Raw genomic sequence first — 20278 nt, 5'->3', positions numbered from 1 at the left:
GCTTACTCCTTTACTAAAATAATTTTTTTACATTATCAAGATGTTCTTTAAATATGTTAATTGTATTTTGTATTGTTGATTTTAAGTTTAAGTCAACACCGGTAACTTTTAAAGAATCTAGGGGATATTTTGAGCCTCCTGTTTTTAAAAAGTCGATGTAATTCTTAGTTGCATCTTTTTTGTTATTTTTTATATTTTTATATATTAAAAGAGCAGCTGTTATGCCTGTTGCATATTGATATACGTAAAATGGAGAGTAGAAATGTGGGATTCTAAGACATTCTAATGAGCTTTTTTGGTCAAACTTAAGACTTTTACCAAAATATTTTGTTAATAAATTCAAGTAAATTGATTTAATGGTTTCTTTTACTACTGGTTCATTTTTGTTGATCATTTCGTGAATTGTATATTCAAATTCTGCAAACATTGTTTGTCTAAAAAATGTTGCAAGTAAATCATCAATTTGATTTAGTTTAATATATTTTATTTTTTCAACGTCGTTTTCATTTTCAAGTAAATATTCTGCAAGGATTTGTTCATTTACTGTAGATGCTATTTCTGCTTCAAAAATGGAGTATTGATAGTGAGGGAATGGATTGTTTTTGATACTAAAGTATGAGTGCATTGAATGTCCTGCCTCATGAGCTAAGGTGAACATATCTCTTATAGATTCATCTTTATAGTTCATTAATATATAAGGCTTTCCATTATATGATCCTGCGCTAAATGCTCCTGCTCTTTTTCCCTTGTTTTCGTATTTGTCAACCCAACGCTCTTCTAAAAGCCCTTTTCTTAATACATCAATATATTCGCTTCCTAATATTTCAAGTGATTTTAAAATTTTATCACAAGCTTCTTGAAAAGAATGCTTAAATTTAATGTTTTTTGTTAAAGGAACATAAACATCATAATGATTTAAATATTCTTGATTAAGTATTGTTTTCCTAAATTCATAATATTCATGAAGTACAGATAAATTTTCATTAACCGTTTCTATTAAGTTTGTATAAACTGTTTTATCAATGTTATTTTGAAAAAGCTTCATTGAGATAGTGTCTTGAAAATTTCTTGTTTTTGCTAAAAATTTATTTTTATTAATATCAGCAATTAAAAGATTGGCCAGTGTATTTTCATGTTTTTCATATTCTTGATAAAATTTTAAAAAAGCTTGTTTGCGTATTTCTTGATTTTCGTTTTGAAGAAATAGGGTGTAAGTGGAATTACTTAATAATTGCCCATTGATTTCTCCAAATTCCATGTCTGCATTTGTTAATGCTGAGAATATATCACTGTATGATGAGTAGAGAGATGTGTAATTGGCAAGTATTTTTTCTTCATTTTCGCTTAAGATATGTTGTTTTTCTCTTAAAATTTTTTCAATAGCTATTTTTTTATCTTTAAGTTCTTTGTCTTGAAGCCATTCTTTTATTTTCGTTGTTTCTATTTTTAAAATTTTTGGAATAAAGAATGATGTGATATTTGATGCTTCTGTTTCTAGATTAATGTTCATGGCACGAAGTTCATTTGAAGTTTGATTGCTTACGTCTGTTTCTAGTTGAATGTGTGTGTAATATATTGTTCTCTCTATTTCTTCTTCAATCTCGTAATAATAATTTATTGCTTCTTTAAACGTATTTAGGTCAAATTCTAAGGTTTCGTATTTTTTAAAATTTTGCAGTTTTGATCTTATTTGTTTAACAGTATTTTTATATTCTTCGTTGTCTTTAAATAAAGAAGATAAGTCCCATTTGTCATTTTCATTGATTTCATTTCTTTCTATCATTAAATTATCTCCATTGTTTAATATAAAACTTTATAAATTATGAATAATAACCATTTTAAATCTTTACTTATAATTTTACAATTAAGTTGGAGATTGTACTGGCTTTTAAAATTTAGTTTTTGGTCTTAATCTAAAAATTGCATTAAAAATTTTTTAAATTTATCAAATGCTATTCCTCTGTGAGATATTTTGTTTTTCTCTTCAAGATTTAATTCGCTTAGTCTTTTATTATTTGTAGTTAAAAATATTGGATCATATCCAAATCCATTTTTTTGATAATAATCAATATTTAGAGCAATTGTTCCTTTAAGCATGCCTTCAAAATTATTTATTGTTCCATCTACATCAATATAACTGATTACACATATAAAATATGCTGTTCTATTATTTTTTTCTCTCATTAAATCTATAATAAGATGATTTTTTTCATTGTTGTCCAGTTTTTTTCCTAATTTATATTGATCATATCTTTTTGAATAAATACCAGGTTCCATATTTAGTGCTTCTATGCATAATCCAGAATCTTCACTAAAGACAGGTTGTTTGTTGTTTAAAATTTTAAATAAAGCTTTTGCTTTTAATAGTGAATTTTCTTTAAATGTTTTTCCTGTTTCTTTTATATCAAAATTTTGAGGAATCTCTATTTTTATTTTGGGTATATCTAAGATTTGTTTCACTTCGTTTATTTTATTTATATTGCTAGTTGCAAAGAATAATGTTTTCATTGTATATAATAGTAAATCATTTATGTATATTTTTGATATTTCTGTTACGTTTATAGAAATAATTTATAATTTGATTAAGAGAGTATTATACTTAAGGGTAAATTTTTTAATTTGATGGTATTATTTAATGTTCAACATTAAGTTAAATCTTATAAGTTTTTTATGTTTAAATTTTATTGATTGATGTTGTGGTGAGGGTTTGTAATGAAAGATAAAAGAGGTTTTAGAATTTTATCATTTTTGAAAAAATTAGATAGGATCTTTTTTACAATTTTTAGTTCTTTTTTTAAATTTTTGAGTCATATTTGTTCTTTTTTTAAACAAAATATTAGCTTTATGATTATTCCTCATGTTAGAGGGAATGTCAAGAATATAAAGATTTCTTTTTTTACTTTATTTTTATTTTGTGTATTTTTCTTTGTAATTTTTATAGGATTTATTTTTCTTGCTGTTAATTATGTTACTCTTAAATCTATTGTTAATTCTACTGAAAAAAATTATGCACTTGCAGAGTCTGAGATTGAGGATTTTAGAAATACAGTTGTGGAGATTAATTCTGTTTCTAATAATTTTTCTAAAGTTTTAGATGAACTTAGTTCTTCTTTAAGAATCAAGGAGAATAATGTTGGTTTGAATAGAAGTAAATTAGATGGAGATCTTGCAGATTTTATTGATTTACAAATGTTAGAGGCCAATTCGTTTAAGGAATTAAATGATCTTAAGAATGTTAAGAACACGATTGAAGGGTCAATTTCGCCTCTTAAGAATATAGTTAGATTGCTTCATTCTCAAAATAAATTATTGAATGATATTCCTTCGCTTTGGCCTATTATTAAAGGAAATGGTATCGTCTCTTTGCATTTTGGTCCAGCTATTGAGCCTTTTACTAGACAGTGGTATATTCATAAGGGAATAGATATTGCAGGGGTTAGGATTGGAACAGCCATTGTTGCGGCGGCTGATGGTGAGGTTGTAAGAGCTAGTTATCAAGTGACAGGTTATGGTAATTTTGTCCAAATTAAACATAAATATGGACTTTCAACGCTTTATGCACACATGTCTAGATTGAATATTTCAAAGGGTTCTTATGTGAGAAAGGGTCAAGTTATTGGTTTTTTGGGGCAAACAGGATATTCTACAGGTCCACATCTTCATTATGAAGTTCGCATAGGATCTCAAGTTGTAAATCCTGATATGTATTTAAATTTGGCTACGGGGGCTTCTAAATAGATGTTAAATTTATTGGTTATTAAAAGAGATAGAAAGGTTGGATCGTCTTTATTGAGTGATGAAGTTAAGACAATTGTTGGGAAAGGCGATTTTTTTAAAGGAGAATTGGTTTCAAGTAATTTTATTCGAGTTGATGGTGATTTTTTGGGTACTATTAATTCTACTAAAAGGGTTGTAATTGGGGATACAGGGCGGGTTAAATCAAATATTAATGCAAATGAGGTTGTTGTTTCTGGGATAGTGCTTGGCAATGTGCATGCTAATAATAAAATTAAAGTTTTTCAGTCAGGTTGCATTATTGGTAATATTTCATGCAAGTCAATTGAAGTTGAAGAGGGTGCAATTATTGATGGATATATGAATGTTGGGATAGGAAGTCTTAATTTTTCCGAGAAAGATGTATTGATTTATACAGGATCTTATAAAGTTGATGAAAATATTTTGATTGAGGTTAATAAGGGAATGAAATGGGAAAATCGAAACAAGGAGACTTGTGTTCGTGAAAATGATAAATATTTATTTAATGATGTGAGAAAGATGGATGAAGATTGATAATTTAGTTTCAGGTGCTTTTAATCTTGATTTAAAAGACTATAAGGCTTCTAAGAAAAAAATTAATTCTAGTAAAACAAATATTTTTTCTGCAATATTTAAATCTGAACTTGTAAAAGAAGATAAACATTTGATTGTTTTTGAAAATGGTGAATTTAATCTTGAGTTAATTAAAGATATGTTAGCTGAAATTAACGATATTGGTGAAAAGTTGTTAAGCGAACCTTCGCGTCAGAATGTTATTTTTTATAAAAAAACTATAGGTGAATTTTTATCTGTTGTTTTATCCAATTCTATTTCGCTTAAAGAGCAAAAAGGAGGTAGGAATGGTGAATTTAAGAGACCTAAATATCGCATTATTAAAATTATTAATGAAAAGCTTGATAAATTTGCTTATTCTGTTTTGCAAAATCAGATTTCCCAATTTAAGCTTTTAAGCAGTCTTGAAGAAATTCAAGGATTGCTTGTAAATTTATTTAGATGACCCAAGTTTATTTTGATATTTAATTAATATTTGTAGTAATGTAATGATATTTATAGATTTAAAAATAAAGGAGGATGTGACTATATCCTCCTTTGATTAGATTAAATATTTTTTTGCTACTTTTTTAAAGTTTTTGATTTGCTCATTTTTCCAAGTTTCAGATTTGCCAAGTTTATGCATCATAATTTCAGCAACTTTTGGTGTAGCTTCGATTGTTGCTTTTGCATTGAGGAGTAGTGCTCTTGTTCTTCTGGATAAAACATCTTCAACGGTTTTTGCTTGTTCAAATTCAATGGCAAAAATTATTTGAGCTTCATTTAATGGTAATTCTTTATGAATTTTATTTTCAAATTCTTTCATTTTACTTAAATATTGAAAATCGCTTCCATAGACTCTAAAGTGTTCTGGTATTTTGTTGATTTCTTCTCGTTGCATATATCCGTGTATTTTTAAATTTTCTGTTATTGGCATTGCTGCAGGTATTAAATTTTCGTTTATTGCTTTTGTTAAAGCTTTTTCAGCCATCTTTCTATAGGTAGTGTATTTACCCCCGGCAATTGTGATGAGATTTGAGTTTGATATGAATATTTTTTCATTTCTTGATATTTTGGATGTGTTTTGTTGTCCTTTAGGGTCTGTTATTAATGGTCTAATTCCTGCATATGTGCTTAGAATATCATTTCTGTTTATTTTAATATTTAAATAATTATTCATATTGTTTAATAAAAATTCAATTTCACTGTCTAATCTTTTGGGTTCTTCTTCGATTTTATCTATTGCTATATCTGTACTTCCACAGATAATGACATCATACCAAGGTACGGTGAATAAAATTCTCTTATCAGCTATCTTAGGCATTAGCATTGCATATTGTGTATTTAGTTTTTCTTTTTTGATTATCAGATGAGTTCCTTGAGAAGGTTTTATGATATTAGAAGCATTAATGTCATCTAATTTCCTAATTTTATCTGAAAAGATCCCCGTTGCATTTATTATGCATTTACTCTTAACAGTAACTTGTTTGCCAGTTATTGTGTCTCGAATAATAGCACCAGATATTTTACCGTTTTTTTTGATAAATTGTGTAAGTTCTGTATAATTAAAAGCATTTCCTCCTTTATTAATAAAAGTTCTAAGCATGCTAATTGCCATTCTGGCATCATCAAACGAGTCATCATAGTATAAAACAGAACATTTAAGACCTTTGGTTTTAATGTTTGGTATTTTTTTTATTGTTTCTGATTTTGATAGCAATTTTGTTTTATACTTGTGTTTTTTATGTTTGCCAAGAAGGTTGTGATACCAACTGAGCCCTAAATAGTAATAAGGAATACTTAAAATATTATACATGGGTGTAATAAATGCACGTTTATTTACTATGTGAGGGGCATTTATTTCAAGCAAAGCTTGTTCATATAAAGCCTCTTTTACCAAGGGTAAGTTAAATTGTGCTAAATATCTTACGCCCCCATGTATTAATTTAGTTGATCGAGAAGATGTGCCTTTAGCATAGTCATTTTTTTCTATAAGTAAGGTTTTATATCCTCTTGTAATCGAATCTACACTAATGCCAAGGCCTGTTGCTCCTCCACCAATTATTATTAAGTCAAAGTCTTGATTATCAATATCCCCCAATACTTTTTTTTTATGTTCTAGCATAAATGAGATATTCTCCTTATTAAAATTATGGTTTTATTGCATAAACTTTATTGATATGTCAACAAAGTCTGTAAATAGACCATCTACTTTAGCTTTTATAAATAACAATTCTAATAATTCATTTGGATCTTTTACATATGAAGGCAATGCATCAATTCTAAACGTGTAAGGATGAACCTGCATGTTATATTTATGAGCTAAACTTATAAGACCTGTGATTTGCCCATTAATAATGATTTGGGGTATCCAAGGTCCAATTCCGTCAGCATATTTTGCAACCTCAGCCATACCTTCTTCTGATTTAATGTATTCATAATCTGTTGGTGCTTCTTCCCAGTCATTTTCTCCAACAAGCATTATCAATTTTCCCTGATATCCAAGTTCTTCTCTTATTCTTTTTATTTCGTCAAAATCAAATGTTTGAAGATAAATTTTATCTTCTTTTGATTTGTATCCATATTTATTTAGAATGTCTATTACTATTTTAGATATGTCTTTACCTTGTTGTTTATGCCATAGTGGTTTTTTGATTTCAGGATAAATACCAATATTTTTCCCTGTGCTTTTGTTTAGTCCTTGTATGAATTTTATTTCTTCTTCTAGGGTTGGAATTTTGAAATCATATTCTGTTGCAGGAAAACGGTTAGGGTATATTGGTTGTTGTGTTTCAGGATCAAATCTTTCGCTAAGGCTTAGTGATTTGATTTCTGCTAATGTGAAATCGACGGAATAATATTTTCCGTTTTCTCTAGCTCTTCCTGGAAACAGCTTTGCAACATTTGTTGTTGTATCTAGTTCAGGATCGTGCATTACTATAGGGATATCATCTTTTGTTAAAACAATATCTTGTTCTATATAATCAGCGCCTAAGGCATGAGCGTATGCTTTGGCTTCTAATGTATGTTCTGGTAAATATCCGCTTGCACCTCTGTGAGCTATAATTAATGCTGATTTTTTATTTATTTTTGCATTTTCTTTTGCACAAGAAATGATAAGAACAGTACTTATTGCAAACATTATTAATTTGAATTTCATTAATTTAACCTCTCATAACTTATATTTTGATGAATATATTATAATATATTTCATTCTTAAGCTTTCATTGTTAACATAACTATTATTATTTATTTTTATTGTTTTTTTCTTTTTTCAATGTTAATGCTATAAATGTTATTGCAAATATGCATGAAATCATCAATAAATAGAAATAAACGTCCCAACTAAAGTATTGCAATACAAAACCTGTAATGGCGCTAGCAGTAACAGAGCCTCCTATATATCCAAATAATCCCGTAAATCCTGCAGCAGTACCAGCAGCTTTTTTAGGTGCAAGATCGAGTGCATGAAGACCTATAAGCATAACAGGTCCGTAGATTAAAAATCCTATTATTGCTAGTAAAACGGTTGTAAGTGTTGGAGTATTTTCTGGTAATTGCCAATATATAATTATTGCAATAAGGGTGGCAGTCATAAATATTATTCCAGTCTCAGACCTTCTTCCATTAAATACCTTATCAGACATCCATCCGGCAAGTAGTGTTCCAGGGATAGCTGAAAATTCATAAAGGGAATATGCCCATCCTGAATTTTTTATAGAAAAGTTTCTAACCTGTGCAAGATATGTTGGTGCCCAATCTAGTATTCCATATCTTATAAAATATACAAATGCATTAGCAATGGCTATATACCATAGTAGCTTATTATTAAGTACATGTTTGATAAATATTTCTTTTGCATTAAGTTCTTTTTCTGCATCTTCTGTATGGTTATCAGGATAATCGTTTTTATATTCTTCAATTGGGGGTAATCCTACAGATTGAGGAGTGTCTTTTAGTGTCATTAATACAAAGATTGCAATTATTATTACTATAAATGCTGGTACATAAAGTACGGCTTGCCATTCATTAAAGTAAAATAAAGCTTGTGCGGATATTATTCCAGCTATTCCTGCTCCTATATTATGAGATACATTCCAGGTAGCAACAATTATTCCCCTTTCTTTTTTTGACCACCAATGAACCATTGTTCTTCCACATGCTGGCCATCCCATGCCTTGAATCCATCCATTTGCAAACATTAAAATGAACATTAATACTATAGCAATTGAAGTATCAATTGAGCTCCATGGCAATAGTCCAAATATAATACTTATTGCTGCTGTTAGGGATAATCCTAGTGATAGAAAATATCTAGGATTACTGCGATCTGAGACATTTCCCATAATGAATTTAGAAAATCCATATGCAATTGAAACTCCAGATAAAATGATTCCTAGTTGACTTTTATTTAAACCTTCTTTTTCAAGTTCTGGCATTACAAATGAAAAAATCTTTCTTGTTAAATAGAATCCAGCATATCCAATAATTATTGAAAGAAATATTTGTAATCTTAATTTTTTATATAATGATTCTTCTAATTCCTTGTCTACTCTTTGTATGTGAGGCGCTGGTTTTAGAAAATTAAATATCTTTTTCATAATTTAACATCTCCATTTTTTTGTAATTTATTAATTCCATTTCTTTAATATTAATTCTATATGTTTTAATCTATAATTTAATCAATATCACTTAACTTTAAATGTTATTATAATTAATGATTGATTATTCAATCCAAGATTTTGCCCTATTTATGGCTTTATGCCAATTATAAATCAAATCTTCCCTTTGACTTTGTTTCATTAAAGGTTCAAATATTTTATCTGATTTCCAAAGACTTGTAATCTCTTCTGTATTTTCCCAATATCCTATGGCAAGTCCTGCCAAATATGCAGCGCCAAGAGCTGTTGTTTCTGTGATTTTTGGTCTTACAACATTACATTGTAAAATATCAGCTTGAAATTGCATGAGTAAATTATTTTGACTAGCTTTACCATCAACCCTTAGTTCTTTAATATCAAAACCTTTAATTGAATTTTTCATTTCAGTTAATACATCAAAGCTTTGAAAAGCAATGCTTTCAAGTGCAGCTCTTGTAATGTGTTCTTTTGTTGAACTTCTTGTAAGTCCAATAATTGTTCCTCTGGCATAAGGGTCCCAATGTGGTGTTCCAAGGCCTACAAATGCTGGTACGAAATAGATACCCCCATTATTATTTACTGAGGCAGCTAGTATTTCTGCATCGCTGCTTTTTTTAAATAGTTCTAAATTATCTCTTAGCCATTGAATTACAGCTCCGCCAATGAAAATACTTCCTTCAAAAACATAAGTTGTTATATTTTTTTTTACCCATGCAATTGATGTTAATATTTTTTGTTCATTGATTATAGGTTTATGTCCTATATTAACTGTAGTAAAACAACCGGTGCCATAAGTGTTTTTTGCCATTCCTTTTTGAAGACATGATTGTCCAAATGTTGCTGCAAATTGGTCTCCTGCAATGCCTGAAATATTGATTTCTGTTCCCATTATGGAAGAGTCAATTTTTCCATATATTTCTGAACTTTGTTTAAGTTCAGGTAAGATTGATTTTGGAATGTTTAAGATTTGTAGTAGATCGTCATCCCAATTAAGAGAATTAATATTTAAAAGTAAAGTTCTTGATGCATTTGAATAATCCGTAATATGTATTTTACCTTTAGTAAGATTCCAAATTATCCAAGTATCTATTGTGCCAAAACATAATTCTCCTTTTTCTGCTCGTTCTCTCGCTTGTGAAACATTATCTAGTATCCATTTTATTTTTGTTCCACTAAAATAAGGATCTAGTACAAGACCTGTTTTTTCTAAGAAAATTTTGTCTTTGCCCTGTGTTTTAAGTTCATCACAAATTTTTGCTGTTCTTCTGTCTTGCCAAACTATTGCGTTATAAATTGGTTGGCCTGTATAGCGATCCCAAATAATAGTTGTTTCTCTTTGATTTGTAATTCCGATTGTTGCAATTTCATTAGGATGAGTTCGTGCATTTGCTAATGCTTCTGATATTATTTCTAGTAGAGAACTCCATATTTCATTTGGATTGTGTTCAACCCAACTTGGATGAGGATAAATTTGTTTAAAGTCTTTTTGTGCAAATCCTTTTATATTTGCATTTCTGTCAAAGATTATTGCTCTTGAGCTAGTTGTTCCTTGATCTATGGATAAAATATATTTCATAATAATTTTTTCTCCTTTTCCTTTATTATTGTGTTATAGTCAATATTATTATTTGTATTTACAATCATTTTTTGTCTTTTAATGTGAGTTTATAAACCATTGCACCTATGTTAGCACCAATGATAGGTCCCAATATGGGGATTATAAGTACATTAATGTCGTTAAAACCATGATTTTTAAATCCAGTTATTAATAATAATATTCTTGGGCCTAAGTCTCTTGCTGGGTTAATAGCATAACCATTCATGCCTCCAAAACTTATTCCAATGGCTATAACTATTGCTCCAATAATGAAAGGGAAAAATGGATTTTGAATATCTTCTTTTATAAATTTGCCAACAACTAAGACTAAAAACATTAATAGAAATGTTCCAAATATTTGATCAATAAATCCAGGCCAAAAACCAGGAATAGCGGGAAAAGTTGACATGATTCCCTGGGTGATTTCAAATTTAGGATCTATTTCTATCCATTTGGGATAAAATACGATAAGTGTCATTAATGCGCCAGAGAATGCTCCAAGTATTTGGGCTGGAATATAGTAACAAAGTTTTGATTTTGGAAATTTACCAATAGTTGCCAGTCCAAGACTGATTGCAGGATTTAGATGAGCGCCACTGATTTTTGCAGCGGTGTAAACCCCAAACGTTACACCTAAACCCCATCCAAACACTATATTTGTATATCCACCATTTATTATTTCTCCAGCTATAGTGGGGTTTGATGGAAATAATGTTGTCATAGCTACAGAACCTGTCCCTATTGAGAGTAAAATAAATGTTCCTAAAAATTCTGAAATAAATTCTTGAGTTTTTGTGTAAACCATACTTTAACCTCCTTATTGTAGATAAGACTTAATTTAAGATTAACTTTTTTAAATAATTTATATTATGCTTGATGTAATTTAACTAACATAATAATAAGAAAACAAACTATTTTGTTTTTGTATGGGGGATGATGTTTTGTTATTATCGTTTGAGTTTTCTCTCATAATACTTTTAACTATATGACATTTACATTTGATGATTAAAATTCCTCTCAATATAATTCTTATGTTGATTGACCATTGTTTTTTGATATTATTTATTATTTTAAAATTGATGCAATTTAATATAGACAAAGTCATATAGTTTTTTTGCTTTTTTTTAGAATATAAGTTTTTATTTGTTGATTTTTTACTTTGATTTATAAATTTTATTATGTTGGTATATTGTTTATATTTTTTGTTTAAATAATTATTAATTGTTATTTTTGGGAAGATTTTAATTATTGTTTTAGGCAATATTAATTTGTTATTGAAATTGGTTAATTCGGATTGATTACCCATTTAATGTTCCTCTGAATTGATCATTGAAATATATAGGATTGTTTCATGCTATAGAAATTTTATTTTTTATTGTTGTTAATGTCAATAATTTAAGAAACTTGAAATTAATTATATTAATTTTTTTTATTAAAAAATTTAATTGTTTGTTTTATTAATGTATAGTTATGTTTTTATTTGTTTCAATGATGCATTATTTATTAATTAATAATTATGAATTTTGGAGGCAGGCTTGGTAATTGTAATTGAGGGATTAATAGGTGTAGGTAAGACTACGCTTGGACATATTTTATCTTTAGATCTTGAAATTCCTTTTTATCGTGAATTAGATAATGAATTTACATTGTCTATGTTAAATGAGTTTTATAAGGATAAATTTAGATGGGCTTTTCCAATGCAAATTAGTTTTTTGAATGAAAGATTTAAACTTATAAAGAGTGTATTTAAATCTAAAGGAAAAGGGATACTAGATAGATCTATTTATAGTGATTGTGTTTTTGCTTCTTTCTTAAATGATAATGGATATATTTCTGATAATGAATATAAAATATATCTTGATTTACTTGATAATATGTTAGAGCATTCTAAAAAACCTGAGTTGATGATATATCTTGATTGTAGTATTGCTGAGGCTGAGAATCGTATTAAGAAAAGAAATAGAAGTTGTGAGACAGATATTTCAAAAGATTATCTTGAGAAACTTAATAAGAAATATTTAACTTGGTATGATAGTTATAATTTGTCTCCCAAATTAATGTTTAATTATGATAAAATAAATGTTTTTGATGATAGAGAGAAAAGCAATCTCATTACTTTCATTAAAGATAAACTTGTAATATAATTGTTTATGATTTTTGAAATTATTAGTTTGGTTTTGTTTTTTGGAATGACTAGATTTCATTGGAGGTTAACATGAAAAAATTGGTCTTATTGTTTTTTTCTTGTATTTTTATAAATTTATTTGCAAGTAATGATTCTTTAATTGATGAGAGACAAAAGGAACTTGCTATTTTTTATTATGAGGTTGGACAACGGTATATTGATGTTGGAAAAGTTACAAAGGGGAAAATTTTTCAAAAAAAAGCTTTGGAAATGTATCCAAAATTAAAAGGGGAAGTTGATTTAAAAAGTGCTGTAGAGGATATTGATTCTAAGATGAAGTTAGAAGGTGAGGCAACTTTTCTTTCTTTTGATGATGTTAAGCTTGATGATATTCCAGGAATAATTCACGATAAGATTGAAATTAGTGAAGTTACAAATGCTCCTAGAATAGAATATGTTGCAAGTAGAGAAAGAGAAAATCACAAAGAGCAAGCCGTTAAATTTCAATTTAATAAATTTGTAAGGGCTTTTCTTTTGCAAGATTTAAATTTGCTTGACTCTGTTATTGCTGATGATGTTAAAGTTTTAGGTAAAGTTTCACCTAAATCCGATTTTATTGCCAATTTGGAATTTGCTTCAAGTGATTTTAATAGAGATGATTTAGGTTATCTTTCAGTTGATGATTTTTATGATCTTAAATCTTTAAGTATTACAAAAACTACAGATACGTCTTATACTGTCAAAGTTAAAGCTAAGAAGAATGATATTACTCAAAATATTCCATTTTGGAGAGATGTTCAAACTTTATGTTTTGTAAATCAAGATAATAAATGGTTACTTTTTTCAGTTAAATGATATCTTAGGGTCATAATTACAATTGCTATTGCTAAAGCATATATAAAGAGGTCTCCAATGTATTCATAGATTGTTGTGAATCTTGGGGGCAATTTTATTTTTGATACTAGATATCCTTCTTTAAATGTTTCTAAACTTTTTACATTCTCACCATATTCGTTTATTATAGCAGTTATTCCTGAGTTAGTAGCTCTGATTGTTTTAATTCCGTTTTCTATGCTTCTAAATTTTGCCACTACAAAATGTTGCCATTCTGATGAATTTGTATGTGACCAAGAATCATTTGAAAAATTTAATAGTAAATTGGCATTTTGTTTTTTATAGTTTCTTGCAAGATCTGGAAACGCATCGTCATAACATATTAAAAAACCTAGATTAAATTTTTTAAGCTTTAAGATTTCAAGTCTATTTCCGTTAGTTTGTCCAAAAAGGCCAAAATTTTTATAGAAAAATTGTCTTATAAATTTATATTCATAAAATGGTATTTTTTCTGAAAATGGAACCAAAAATATTTTAGAATATATATTAGTTATTTCAAGGTTGGGATTTATTGCATAAACAGAATTTTGATGTGTAAGTAATCGTTTATCTGTTTTTGATGGTGAACCAATTGCAAAGTAGGCTTTATTGTTTATTATAAGTTCATTTACTGAATTATATAATTCAAGCAATTCTTGATCGTAATATGCATAATCTTTATAAGTATTGAAAGGATAAGTTAATACTCCTTCACTCCAGAGCACGAGTTCTGTATTTGGATGTTCTCTTAGTGCTTGTTTTGTAATTGTAATAGATTTTTTAATTCCTTCTTTACGATTGCCAGGCAACCAAGAATCAATATTAATTTGAATTGCTGCAATGTTTAGTGTATCTATTTCTTTGTTTAAGATTGGATTCAATTCTATTTTTTTTATGTTTCCATAAGCAAAAGATGTACTTATTAATAAAATAGAAAATAACATACTTAGTATATTTGTTTTATTTTGATTTATTAAAAAATTTGCAATTCCTGCATTAAAAAAATAGACTACAAAACATACAAATAAAACCCCAAATATATCAGCTACTTGTATTAGATCATTAAAATTATGTACCATAAATGCTGAAAATCCCCAAGGATATGCTGGAAATCCAATTGATTTTGAGTAGTCATATAATGTAAAAAGTATAGCTAAGGTTAATGTTTTGTTATTAAAAGTTTTGAGTGAGTAATATAATAAATATCCTAAAACTAAAGCATAAGGAATATATCCAAGTATTGCTCCTAAAAAAGTAATGATACCGAATGAATAAAAGAATGCAAGCCAAAAACTTTGTAAACTATTGGCTATTAAAAAATAAAATGTTGTTAGGGTGATAAGAAATTTTTTATTTTTTGTTTTAGTTAATGCAATAAAAAGTGGTATGTATGCTATCAAACCAATGTGTGAATATCCCATATTATTTATTTCATTTGGAATTGCTAAACTTGTAAGCAATCCAGAAAATGCGGCTAGAGAAAAATATTTTGTTTTCATTCTTTTCCTTTTTTGTTTTGTTTTTGTATATAAAAATATATTATATATTCAAGAATACAGATATTAATATACAATATTGCATAGTATAATATATATAATATGTTTCGTGTAAAAATATTAAATTTATATAGTACTTGTTTTAGTATTAAAAAAATAGCTTTGATGTTTAATATAGCCATTTTTTTAATAAATGCATTTGTTTTAAATGCTCAAGGTATTGTTACTAACAAGGATGCTCAAGAAGAATTTAAATGGGCACTTAATTCTTATAATAATGGTCTTTATGATGATGCTTTGTTGTCTTTTAAGAGAGTTTTAAGCTTTGATCCAAGTAATCTTGATTATCATTTTTGGATAGGAAATGTTTATTATAGATTGGGGCATGTTGAGGAAGCTTTGATGGAATGGCGAAATTTGCAATCTCAAGGGTATAAATCGGCTTATCTTAGGCAGTTGATATCTATAATTGAACAAAGAAGAGGTATATCCTTAAATAATGAATTTAAAAATATTGAAAAATTTGTTCAAGTTGCGCTTCTTGATAATTCCATTTATAAACGACCAAATGGATATCAGATTACATCTCTAAAGGCCGATCAATATGGTGGTTATTATGCTGCTAATTTTGTAGGAAATGAAATTTTACATTTTGATGCTAATAATAATATTCATGTTTTAGTTAAGGATGGAATTACTTCTATAAAGTCACCTTATGATGTTATTGAGCTTGATAAACTTTTATATGTGACACTTTATTCAAATGATGAGATTGGTATATATGATAAGACTTTTGGCATTAAAAAAGGTTCAATTGGAAAGAAAGGTACTGAGGATGGTGAGTTACTTGCTCCTCAATATATAACAGTTGATGAGAGAGATTATATTTATGTTAGTGAATGGGGAAATAAGCGAATCAGCAAATTTGATGCTAAGGGTAGTTTTGTTTTGAATTTTGGCATGAAAACGGTTGGATATGCAGGGCTTTTAGGTCCAACAGGTGTTACGTATTTGAATGGAAATATTTATGTTGCTGATGCTCCTAGAAATTCTATTGAAGTATTTGATACTAGTGGTAATCATTTGTATTCTATTTCAACTTCTTTTGAAGGGATAGAAGGTCTTAGCAGTGATTTTGCAAGTAATAGCATTATTATATCTTCAAAATATGGTGTTTATAAATATAGTGTTTCAAGTAAAACTTTTGTTAAGCTTTTAAAAGCAGATAAGATAGATTCTAAAATTTCATCTTCAATTATTGATGTTAATAATCAAATGGTTGTATCAGATTTTGATAATGCTCATATTGCGATTTATAAAAGTGATGTTAGTGTTTATGATAGTTTAAATGTTGATGTTCGTAGAGTAATTAGGGCTGGAGGTTCTAAAATTTATGTGGAGCTTAATATTAGCAATAGAAATGGATTACCAATTGTGGGTTTAAAGAGTGAAAATTTTGCGGTTGCTAATGAGAGATATTACATTGTAAATCCAAAAATTGCTTATGATATTAATACTTCTAATGATATGAATATTGCAATTGTTTTTGATAAATCTTTTTCTATGAAAAATTACGAGTCAGAACAAATTATGAGTGTAAATACTCTTATAAAATCTAGAAAAAATAAAAAGTTTAGTTTTATAAATGCAACTAATTTACCTTTGGTAGATAATATCGATAGTTTATTAAGTATGATTCATAAAACAAATTCTCTTGGTGTTTATGATTTAAATGATGTAAAGACGGATGTTAGTCTTAAACTTGCAGGTTCTGAACTTATGTCAAAGAGTGCAAGAAGGGCCGTTATTTATTTTAGTGATGGATCTTTGAGTCATTCTGCTTTTAGTAGGTATTCTGTGGATACTATTTTAAGCTATTATAAAAATAATGATATTAGATTTTATTTAATATTGTTTGGAAATAGTCCTATTGAGTCTAAATTGCAGTATTTAGTAAATGAAACTGGTGGTGCTATTATTCCTTTTTCTTCTTATGAGGGTGTATCAAAAGTTTATGATTTAATGATGAAACAGAAAACAGGGACTTATTTGCTTGAATATGATTATCCAGGCCCTCAAGAACCTAATGGATATTATAATTTATCTGTTGAAGTAAATTTCAATCAACAAATAGGTAGAGGAGAATTTGCATATTTAATTAATTAAATTTTACTTTATGGAGTTTTATTTATGGCACTTAATGTGGGAATAGTGGGATTGCCCAATGTTGGGAAATCTACCTTATTTTCGTCCTTAACAGCATCAAAGTCAGAGATTGCTAATTATCCTTTTTGTACTATTGATCCTAATGTGGGAATAGTAGAAGTTCCTGATGCGAGACTTTTGAAAATTGCTAATTTAGTATCGTCAAAAAAAATAATTCCTGCTGTGATAGAATTTGTTGATATTGCGGGTCTTGTTAGAGGGGCTTCCAAAGGAGAAGGACTTGGTAATAAATTTTTAGCGAATATTCGTGAAGTTTCTATTATTGTTCATGTTGTTAGATGCTTTAATGATAGAGAAGTTATTCATGTTGATGGGGATATAGATCCTCAAAGGGATATAAGTACAATTAATACAGAATTATGTCTTGCAGATCTTGAAACGGTTCAAAAAAGTATTTTAAAAAATGAAAAAAATGCAAAGAGTATTGATAAAAATATTAGTGAAAATGCAAAGATAATTGTTTCACTTCTTCGAGATCTTGAAAAACATTTGATTGATGTTAAACCAGCAAGCGAGTTTAAATTTGATGAATTTGGTTATACTTTTGTTAAGTCTTTAAATCTTTTGACTATGAAAAATGTTATATATGTTTGCAATGTTGATGAGGATTCACTTTCTGGTAATAAATATACTGATGTTGTTAAAAATATAGCTTTAAGTGAGGGTAATAATTATTTAATTTTGTGTGCTAAGATTGAGGCAGAACTTGCTGAAATTCAAGACTTAAGCGAGAGAAGAGAAATGTTAGAATCTATGGGTATCAAAGAGAGTGGTCTTAGTAATTTAATACGTACTTCTTATTATACTTTAGGTTTAAGAACCTATTTTACTGCAGGAGAACAAGAAGTTAGAGCTTGGACTTTTATTGATGGAATGAAAGCCCCAGAAGCTGCAGGTATTATTCATAGTGATTTTCAGAGAGGTTTTATTAAAGCAGAGGTGTATTCATTTGATGATTTGATTGAGTTTCAAGGCGTTCATGGTTTAAAGGAAAAGGGACGTCTTAGACTTGAGGGAAAAGATTATTTGGTAAGAGATGGTGATATAATTTTATTTAAATTTAATGTTTAAATAAATTAAGATGCAGGAATTATTTTTTTATAAAATCAGATTACTTTTTATTTTTTGTCTTAATATAAGCTTTTCTATATATTATATGTTGTTATATAGGAGCAGTTTTAGTATTTTTATTATTTTTTTAATGTTTATAAATTTTTTTGTAATGGTTTCTTATTTAAGATATTTTTATGAAATTGACTTTAAAGGAAACAAAATTTTTTATAAAAAATTTTGTTTTAAAGTTAATTTTGATTTTCATGATATCATATGGATTGAAAAAAGATTGTTAGATAATATGTTAATTTTAGGTTTAAATAATGGTACAAAAATAAAAATGTGTTTTTTAAGAAAAGAGTATTTGAGTAGTTTTTTTAAAAAACTCAAACTTATAAGAAGTGATTTATTTATTACAAAGATACAAGAATTACCAATAAGATATCATGTTTCAGGTACTTATATTTTGATGTATTTATTTCGTGTTTTAATTAATATTTTTGTTTATTATATTTCATTTGGTAGTATAATAGTGTTTTCTCTTGTTTTTATTTTAGGAATTAAGGTTTTAATAAGAGATATTTTGGTGCTTAAAAATTTAGTAATTTTTTATGAATTTAGGCAAAATTCTGTTTATGAGAGAAAGCTTTTTTCTGGAAAAGAATATTATTATGAGTTTTTTAATAAGATATTTGTTTATAATTCTGAGTTAACTGGTGATGGATATTTGTCTTTTGTTTATTCTTATAAGAGTATTTTTAAGAAAGTTTATATTAATGATGAGGGAATGTCTTATTCAATGAAAAAAGTATTTGCTTATATTGATAAGTATTGCAATAAGTGTTCTTAGTGTATGATTGACTATATCATAATTAGTTGGTATATTATTTATTATCATGTTTGCTGCATTAAGGAGTTTAATTTGGGCAATAATCCATCAGCATTAAAGCGAGCTCGACAAAATTTGAAGCGAAATTTGAGAAATGTAAGTGTTAAGAGTGAACTTAAGACACTAGAAAAGCGTTGTATAAAACTTATAAAAGACGGGAAAAAAGATGAAGCTTTGGAGTTTTTTAAATTTGTTTCAAAAAAATTAGATACTGCTGCTAGAAAGCGAATAATACATATAAATAAAGCCGCACGTAAAAAGTCAAATTTGAGTATTTTGTTATTACAGTAAGGAACTAGCTTATGTCTTGTTCAAAGAGATCCAAAGTTACTAAATCAGATATTGTTGATCAAATATTTTTAAACATTAAAAATAATAATGAAAAGTTGGAAAAGAAGTATATAAGACTTGTAGTTGATGCTTTTTTTGAAGAACTTAAAAACAGTCTTTGTGTTAATAATGTTATAGAGTTTAGATCATTTGGTACATTTGAGCTTAGAAAGAGGAAGGGTCGCCAAAATGCTCGTAATCCTCAAACAGGTGAATATGTGAATGTTGATGATCATCATGTTGCTTATTTTCGTCCAGGAAAAGATTTAAAAGAACGGGTTTGGAGCATTAAAGGATAGTTAATGCCTGTTAATGTTAAGGATTCTTACAAATGGGATTGTAAGCTTGATTCAAGTTTAATTTTTAGAGGAAAATTAAAGTTTGAGGGTGCTTTATATCTTGATTCTTCTTTTGAGGGTGAGATTTTTTCAGAAAAAGGAATACTTTTTATAGGTAAAAATAGTAAGGTTATTACTGATGTAGTAATTTGCGATACATTGATAATTGAGGGAATTTTAAAGGGCAATGTTAATGCTAGCAATAAGGTTTATTTAAATAGTGGTTGTAAAATATATGGTGATGTTAAGACAAAAAAGATATTTATTAATGATAATATAGTTTTTGATGGTAAATGTGAAATGATTAAATCTAATGAAAGCATAGATTTGTTTTCTTTTACAGTTTCACAATTAAAAGATACTTTGCAGTGAATTAATGTTATGTTTTATCATTTAATGATTA

General features: G+C 27.8%; 19 protein-coding genes. 11 read left to right on the top strand and 8 right to left on the bottom strand.

Annotation, left to right across the window (positions count from 1 at the left end):
• Window positions 1-13: 13 nt before the first annotated feature.
• Together pepF and rdgB are read right to left on the bottom strand one after the other, a co-directional pair.
• Window positions 14-1783, bottom strand: a complete 1770-nt coding sequence (gene pepF / locus BDU_RS01240) for an oligoendopeptidase F (protein ID WP_012538014.1) — start codon at window positions 1781-1783, stop codon at window positions 14-16.
• Between the two features lie 125 nt (window positions 1784-1908).
• The gene (gene rdgB / locus BDU_RS01235) at window positions 1909-2508 is read right to left on the bottom strand and encodes an RdgB/HAM1 family non-canonical purine NTP pyrophosphatase (RefSeq protein WP_012538013.1); all 600 of its coding nucleotides are present in this window, start codon (window positions 2506-2508) and stop codon (window positions 1909-1911) included.
• Window positions 2509-2712: 204 nt separating this feature from the next.
• Here rdgB and BDU_RS01230 point away from each other — a divergent pair, with 204 nt between their 5' ends.
• The 3 genes from BDU_RS01230 to BDU_RS01220 are packed head-to-tail and all read left to right on the top strand — an operon-like array spanning window position 2713 to window position 4774.
• Window positions 2713-3738 carry a M23 family metallopeptidase gene (locus tag BDU_RS01230; RefSeq protein WP_012538012.1) on the top strand — a complete coding sequence of 342 codons (1026 nt, stop codon included), beginning with the start codon at window positions 2713-2715 and terminating at the stop codon, window positions 3736-3738.
• Window positions 3739-4290 (top strand): bactofilin family protein, encoded by a 552-nt coding sequence (locus tag BDU_RS01225; RefSeq protein ID WP_012538011.1) that lies wholly within the window; start codon window positions 3739-3741, stop codon window positions 4288-4290. It abuts the gene before it with no gap.
• Complete coding sequence (locus tag BDU_RS01220; protein ID WP_012538010.1) at window positions 4280-4774, top strand: YaaR family protein; 495 nt, start codon at window positions 4280-4282, stop codon at window positions 4772-4774. Before BDU_RS01225 ends, BDU_RS01220 begins: the two co-directional genes overlap by 11 nt.
• A 96-nt stretch (window positions 4775-4870) precedes the next feature.
• Here the strand turns inward: BDU_RS01220 and BDU_RS01215 are convergent, their stop codons facing one another.
• The 5 genes from BDU_RS01215 to BDU_RS01195 form a co-directional block, all read right to left on the bottom strand.
• Window positions 4871-6433 (bottom strand): glycerol-3-phosphate dehydrogenase/oxidase, encoded by a 1563-nt coding sequence (locus tag BDU_RS01215; RefSeq protein ID WP_012538009.1) that lies wholly within the window; start codon window positions 6431-6433, stop codon window positions 4871-4873.
• Between the two features lie 33 nt (window positions 6434-6466).
• Window positions 6467-7468 (bottom strand): glycerophosphodiester phosphodiesterase, encoded by a 1002-nt coding sequence (glpQ, locus tag BDU_RS01210; RefSeq protein WP_012538008.1) that lies wholly within the window; start codon window positions 7466-7468, stop codon window positions 6467-6469.
• Between the two features lie 85 nt (window positions 7469-7553).
• Window positions 7554-8909: a glycerol-3-phosphate transporter gene (glpT, locus tag BDU_RS01205; RefSeq protein WP_012538007.1), complete on the bottom strand. Its 1356-nt coding sequence runs from the start codon at window positions 8907-8909 to the stop codon at window positions 7554-7556.
• Between the two features lie 124 nt (window positions 8910-9033).
• Entirely contained in the window at window positions 9034-10524 is a 1491-nt protein-coding gene (glpK, locus tag BDU_RS01200) for a glycerol kinase GlpK (RefSeq protein ID WP_012538006.1), read from the bottom strand.
• Between the two features lie 64 nt (window positions 10525-10588).
• A complete protein-coding gene (locus BDU_RS01195; RefSeq protein ID WP_012538005.1) occupies window positions 10589-11350 on the bottom strand; it encodes an MIP/aquaporin family protein in 762 nt (253 codons plus the stop codon).
• 730 nt (window positions 11351-12080) lie between these two features.
• Between BDU_RS01195 and BDU_RS01185 the strand changes: the two genes are divergently transcribed.
• On the top strand, window positions 12081-12689 hold the full coding sequence (locus tag BDU_RS01185; RefSeq protein WP_193333502.1) for a deoxynucleoside kinase: 609 nt from the start codon (window positions 12081-12083) through the stop codon (window positions 12687-12689).
• 71 nt (window positions 12690-12760) lie between these two features.
• Window positions 12761-13525, top strand: a complete 765-nt coding sequence (locus BDU_RS01180; protein WP_041177690.1) for a hypothetical protein — start codon at window positions 12761-12763, stop codon at window positions 13523-13525.
• Here BDU_RS01180 and lnt read toward each other — a convergent pair.
• Window positions 13489-15042 carry an apolipoprotein N-acyltransferase gene (lnt, locus tag BDU_RS01175; protein WP_012538002.1) on the bottom strand — a complete coding sequence of 518 codons (1554 nt, stop codon included), beginning with the start codon at window positions 15040-15042 and terminating at the stop codon, window positions 13489-13491. The two genes, BDU_RS01180 and lnt, sit on opposite strands and share 37 nt — an antisense overlap.
• Window positions 15043-15204: 162 nt before the next feature.
• Between lnt and BDU_RS01170 the strand changes: the two genes are divergently transcribed.
• From BDU_RS01170 to BDU_RS01145, 6 genes are all read left to right on the top strand, one after another.
• Window positions 15205-17205 carry a tetratricopeptide repeat protein gene (locus BDU_RS01170; protein ID WP_193333517.1) on the top strand — a complete coding sequence of 667 codons (2001 nt, stop codon included), beginning with the start codon at window positions 15205-15207 and terminating at the stop codon, window positions 17203-17205.
• 24 nt (window positions 17206-17229) lie between these two features.
• The gene (ychF, locus tag BDU_RS01165; RefSeq protein WP_012538000.1) at window positions 17230-18336 is read left to right on the top strand and encodes a redox-regulated ATPase YchF; all 1107 of its coding nucleotides are present in this window, start codon (window positions 17230-17232) and stop codon (window positions 18334-18336) included.
• A gap of 130 nt (window positions 18337-18466) precedes the next feature.
• Entirely contained in the window at window positions 18467-19168 is a 702-nt protein-coding gene (locus BDU_RS01160; protein ID WP_318250772.1) for a hypothetical protein, read from the top strand.
• Window positions 19169-19240: 72 nt separating this feature from the next.
• The gene (gene rpsT / locus BDU_RS01155; RefSeq protein ID WP_025400605.1) at window positions 19241-19498 is read left to right on the top strand and encodes a 30S ribosomal protein S20; all 258 of its coding nucleotides are present in this window, start codon (window positions 19241-19243) and stop codon (window positions 19496-19498) included.
• Between the two features lie 11 nt (window positions 19499-19509).
• Entirely contained in the window at window positions 19510-19836 is a 327-nt protein-coding gene (locus tag BDU_RS01150; protein ID WP_012537997.1) for an HU family DNA-binding protein, read from the top strand.
• 3 nt (window positions 19837-19839) lie between these two features.
• Entirely contained in the window at window positions 19840-20247 is a 408-nt protein-coding gene (locus tag BDU_RS01145) for a bactofilin family protein (RefSeq protein ID WP_012537996.1), read from the top strand.
• The last annotated feature ends 31 nt before the right edge of the window (window positions 20248-20278 follow it).

Origin of the sequence: Borrelia duttonii Ly (genome assembly GCF_000019685.1) — a bacterium.
Classification (GTDB): Bacteria; Spirochaetota; Spirochaetia; order Borreliales; family Borreliaceae; genus Borrelia; species Borrelia duttonii.
This window is presented reverse-complemented; position numbering and strand designations above follow the sequence as displayed.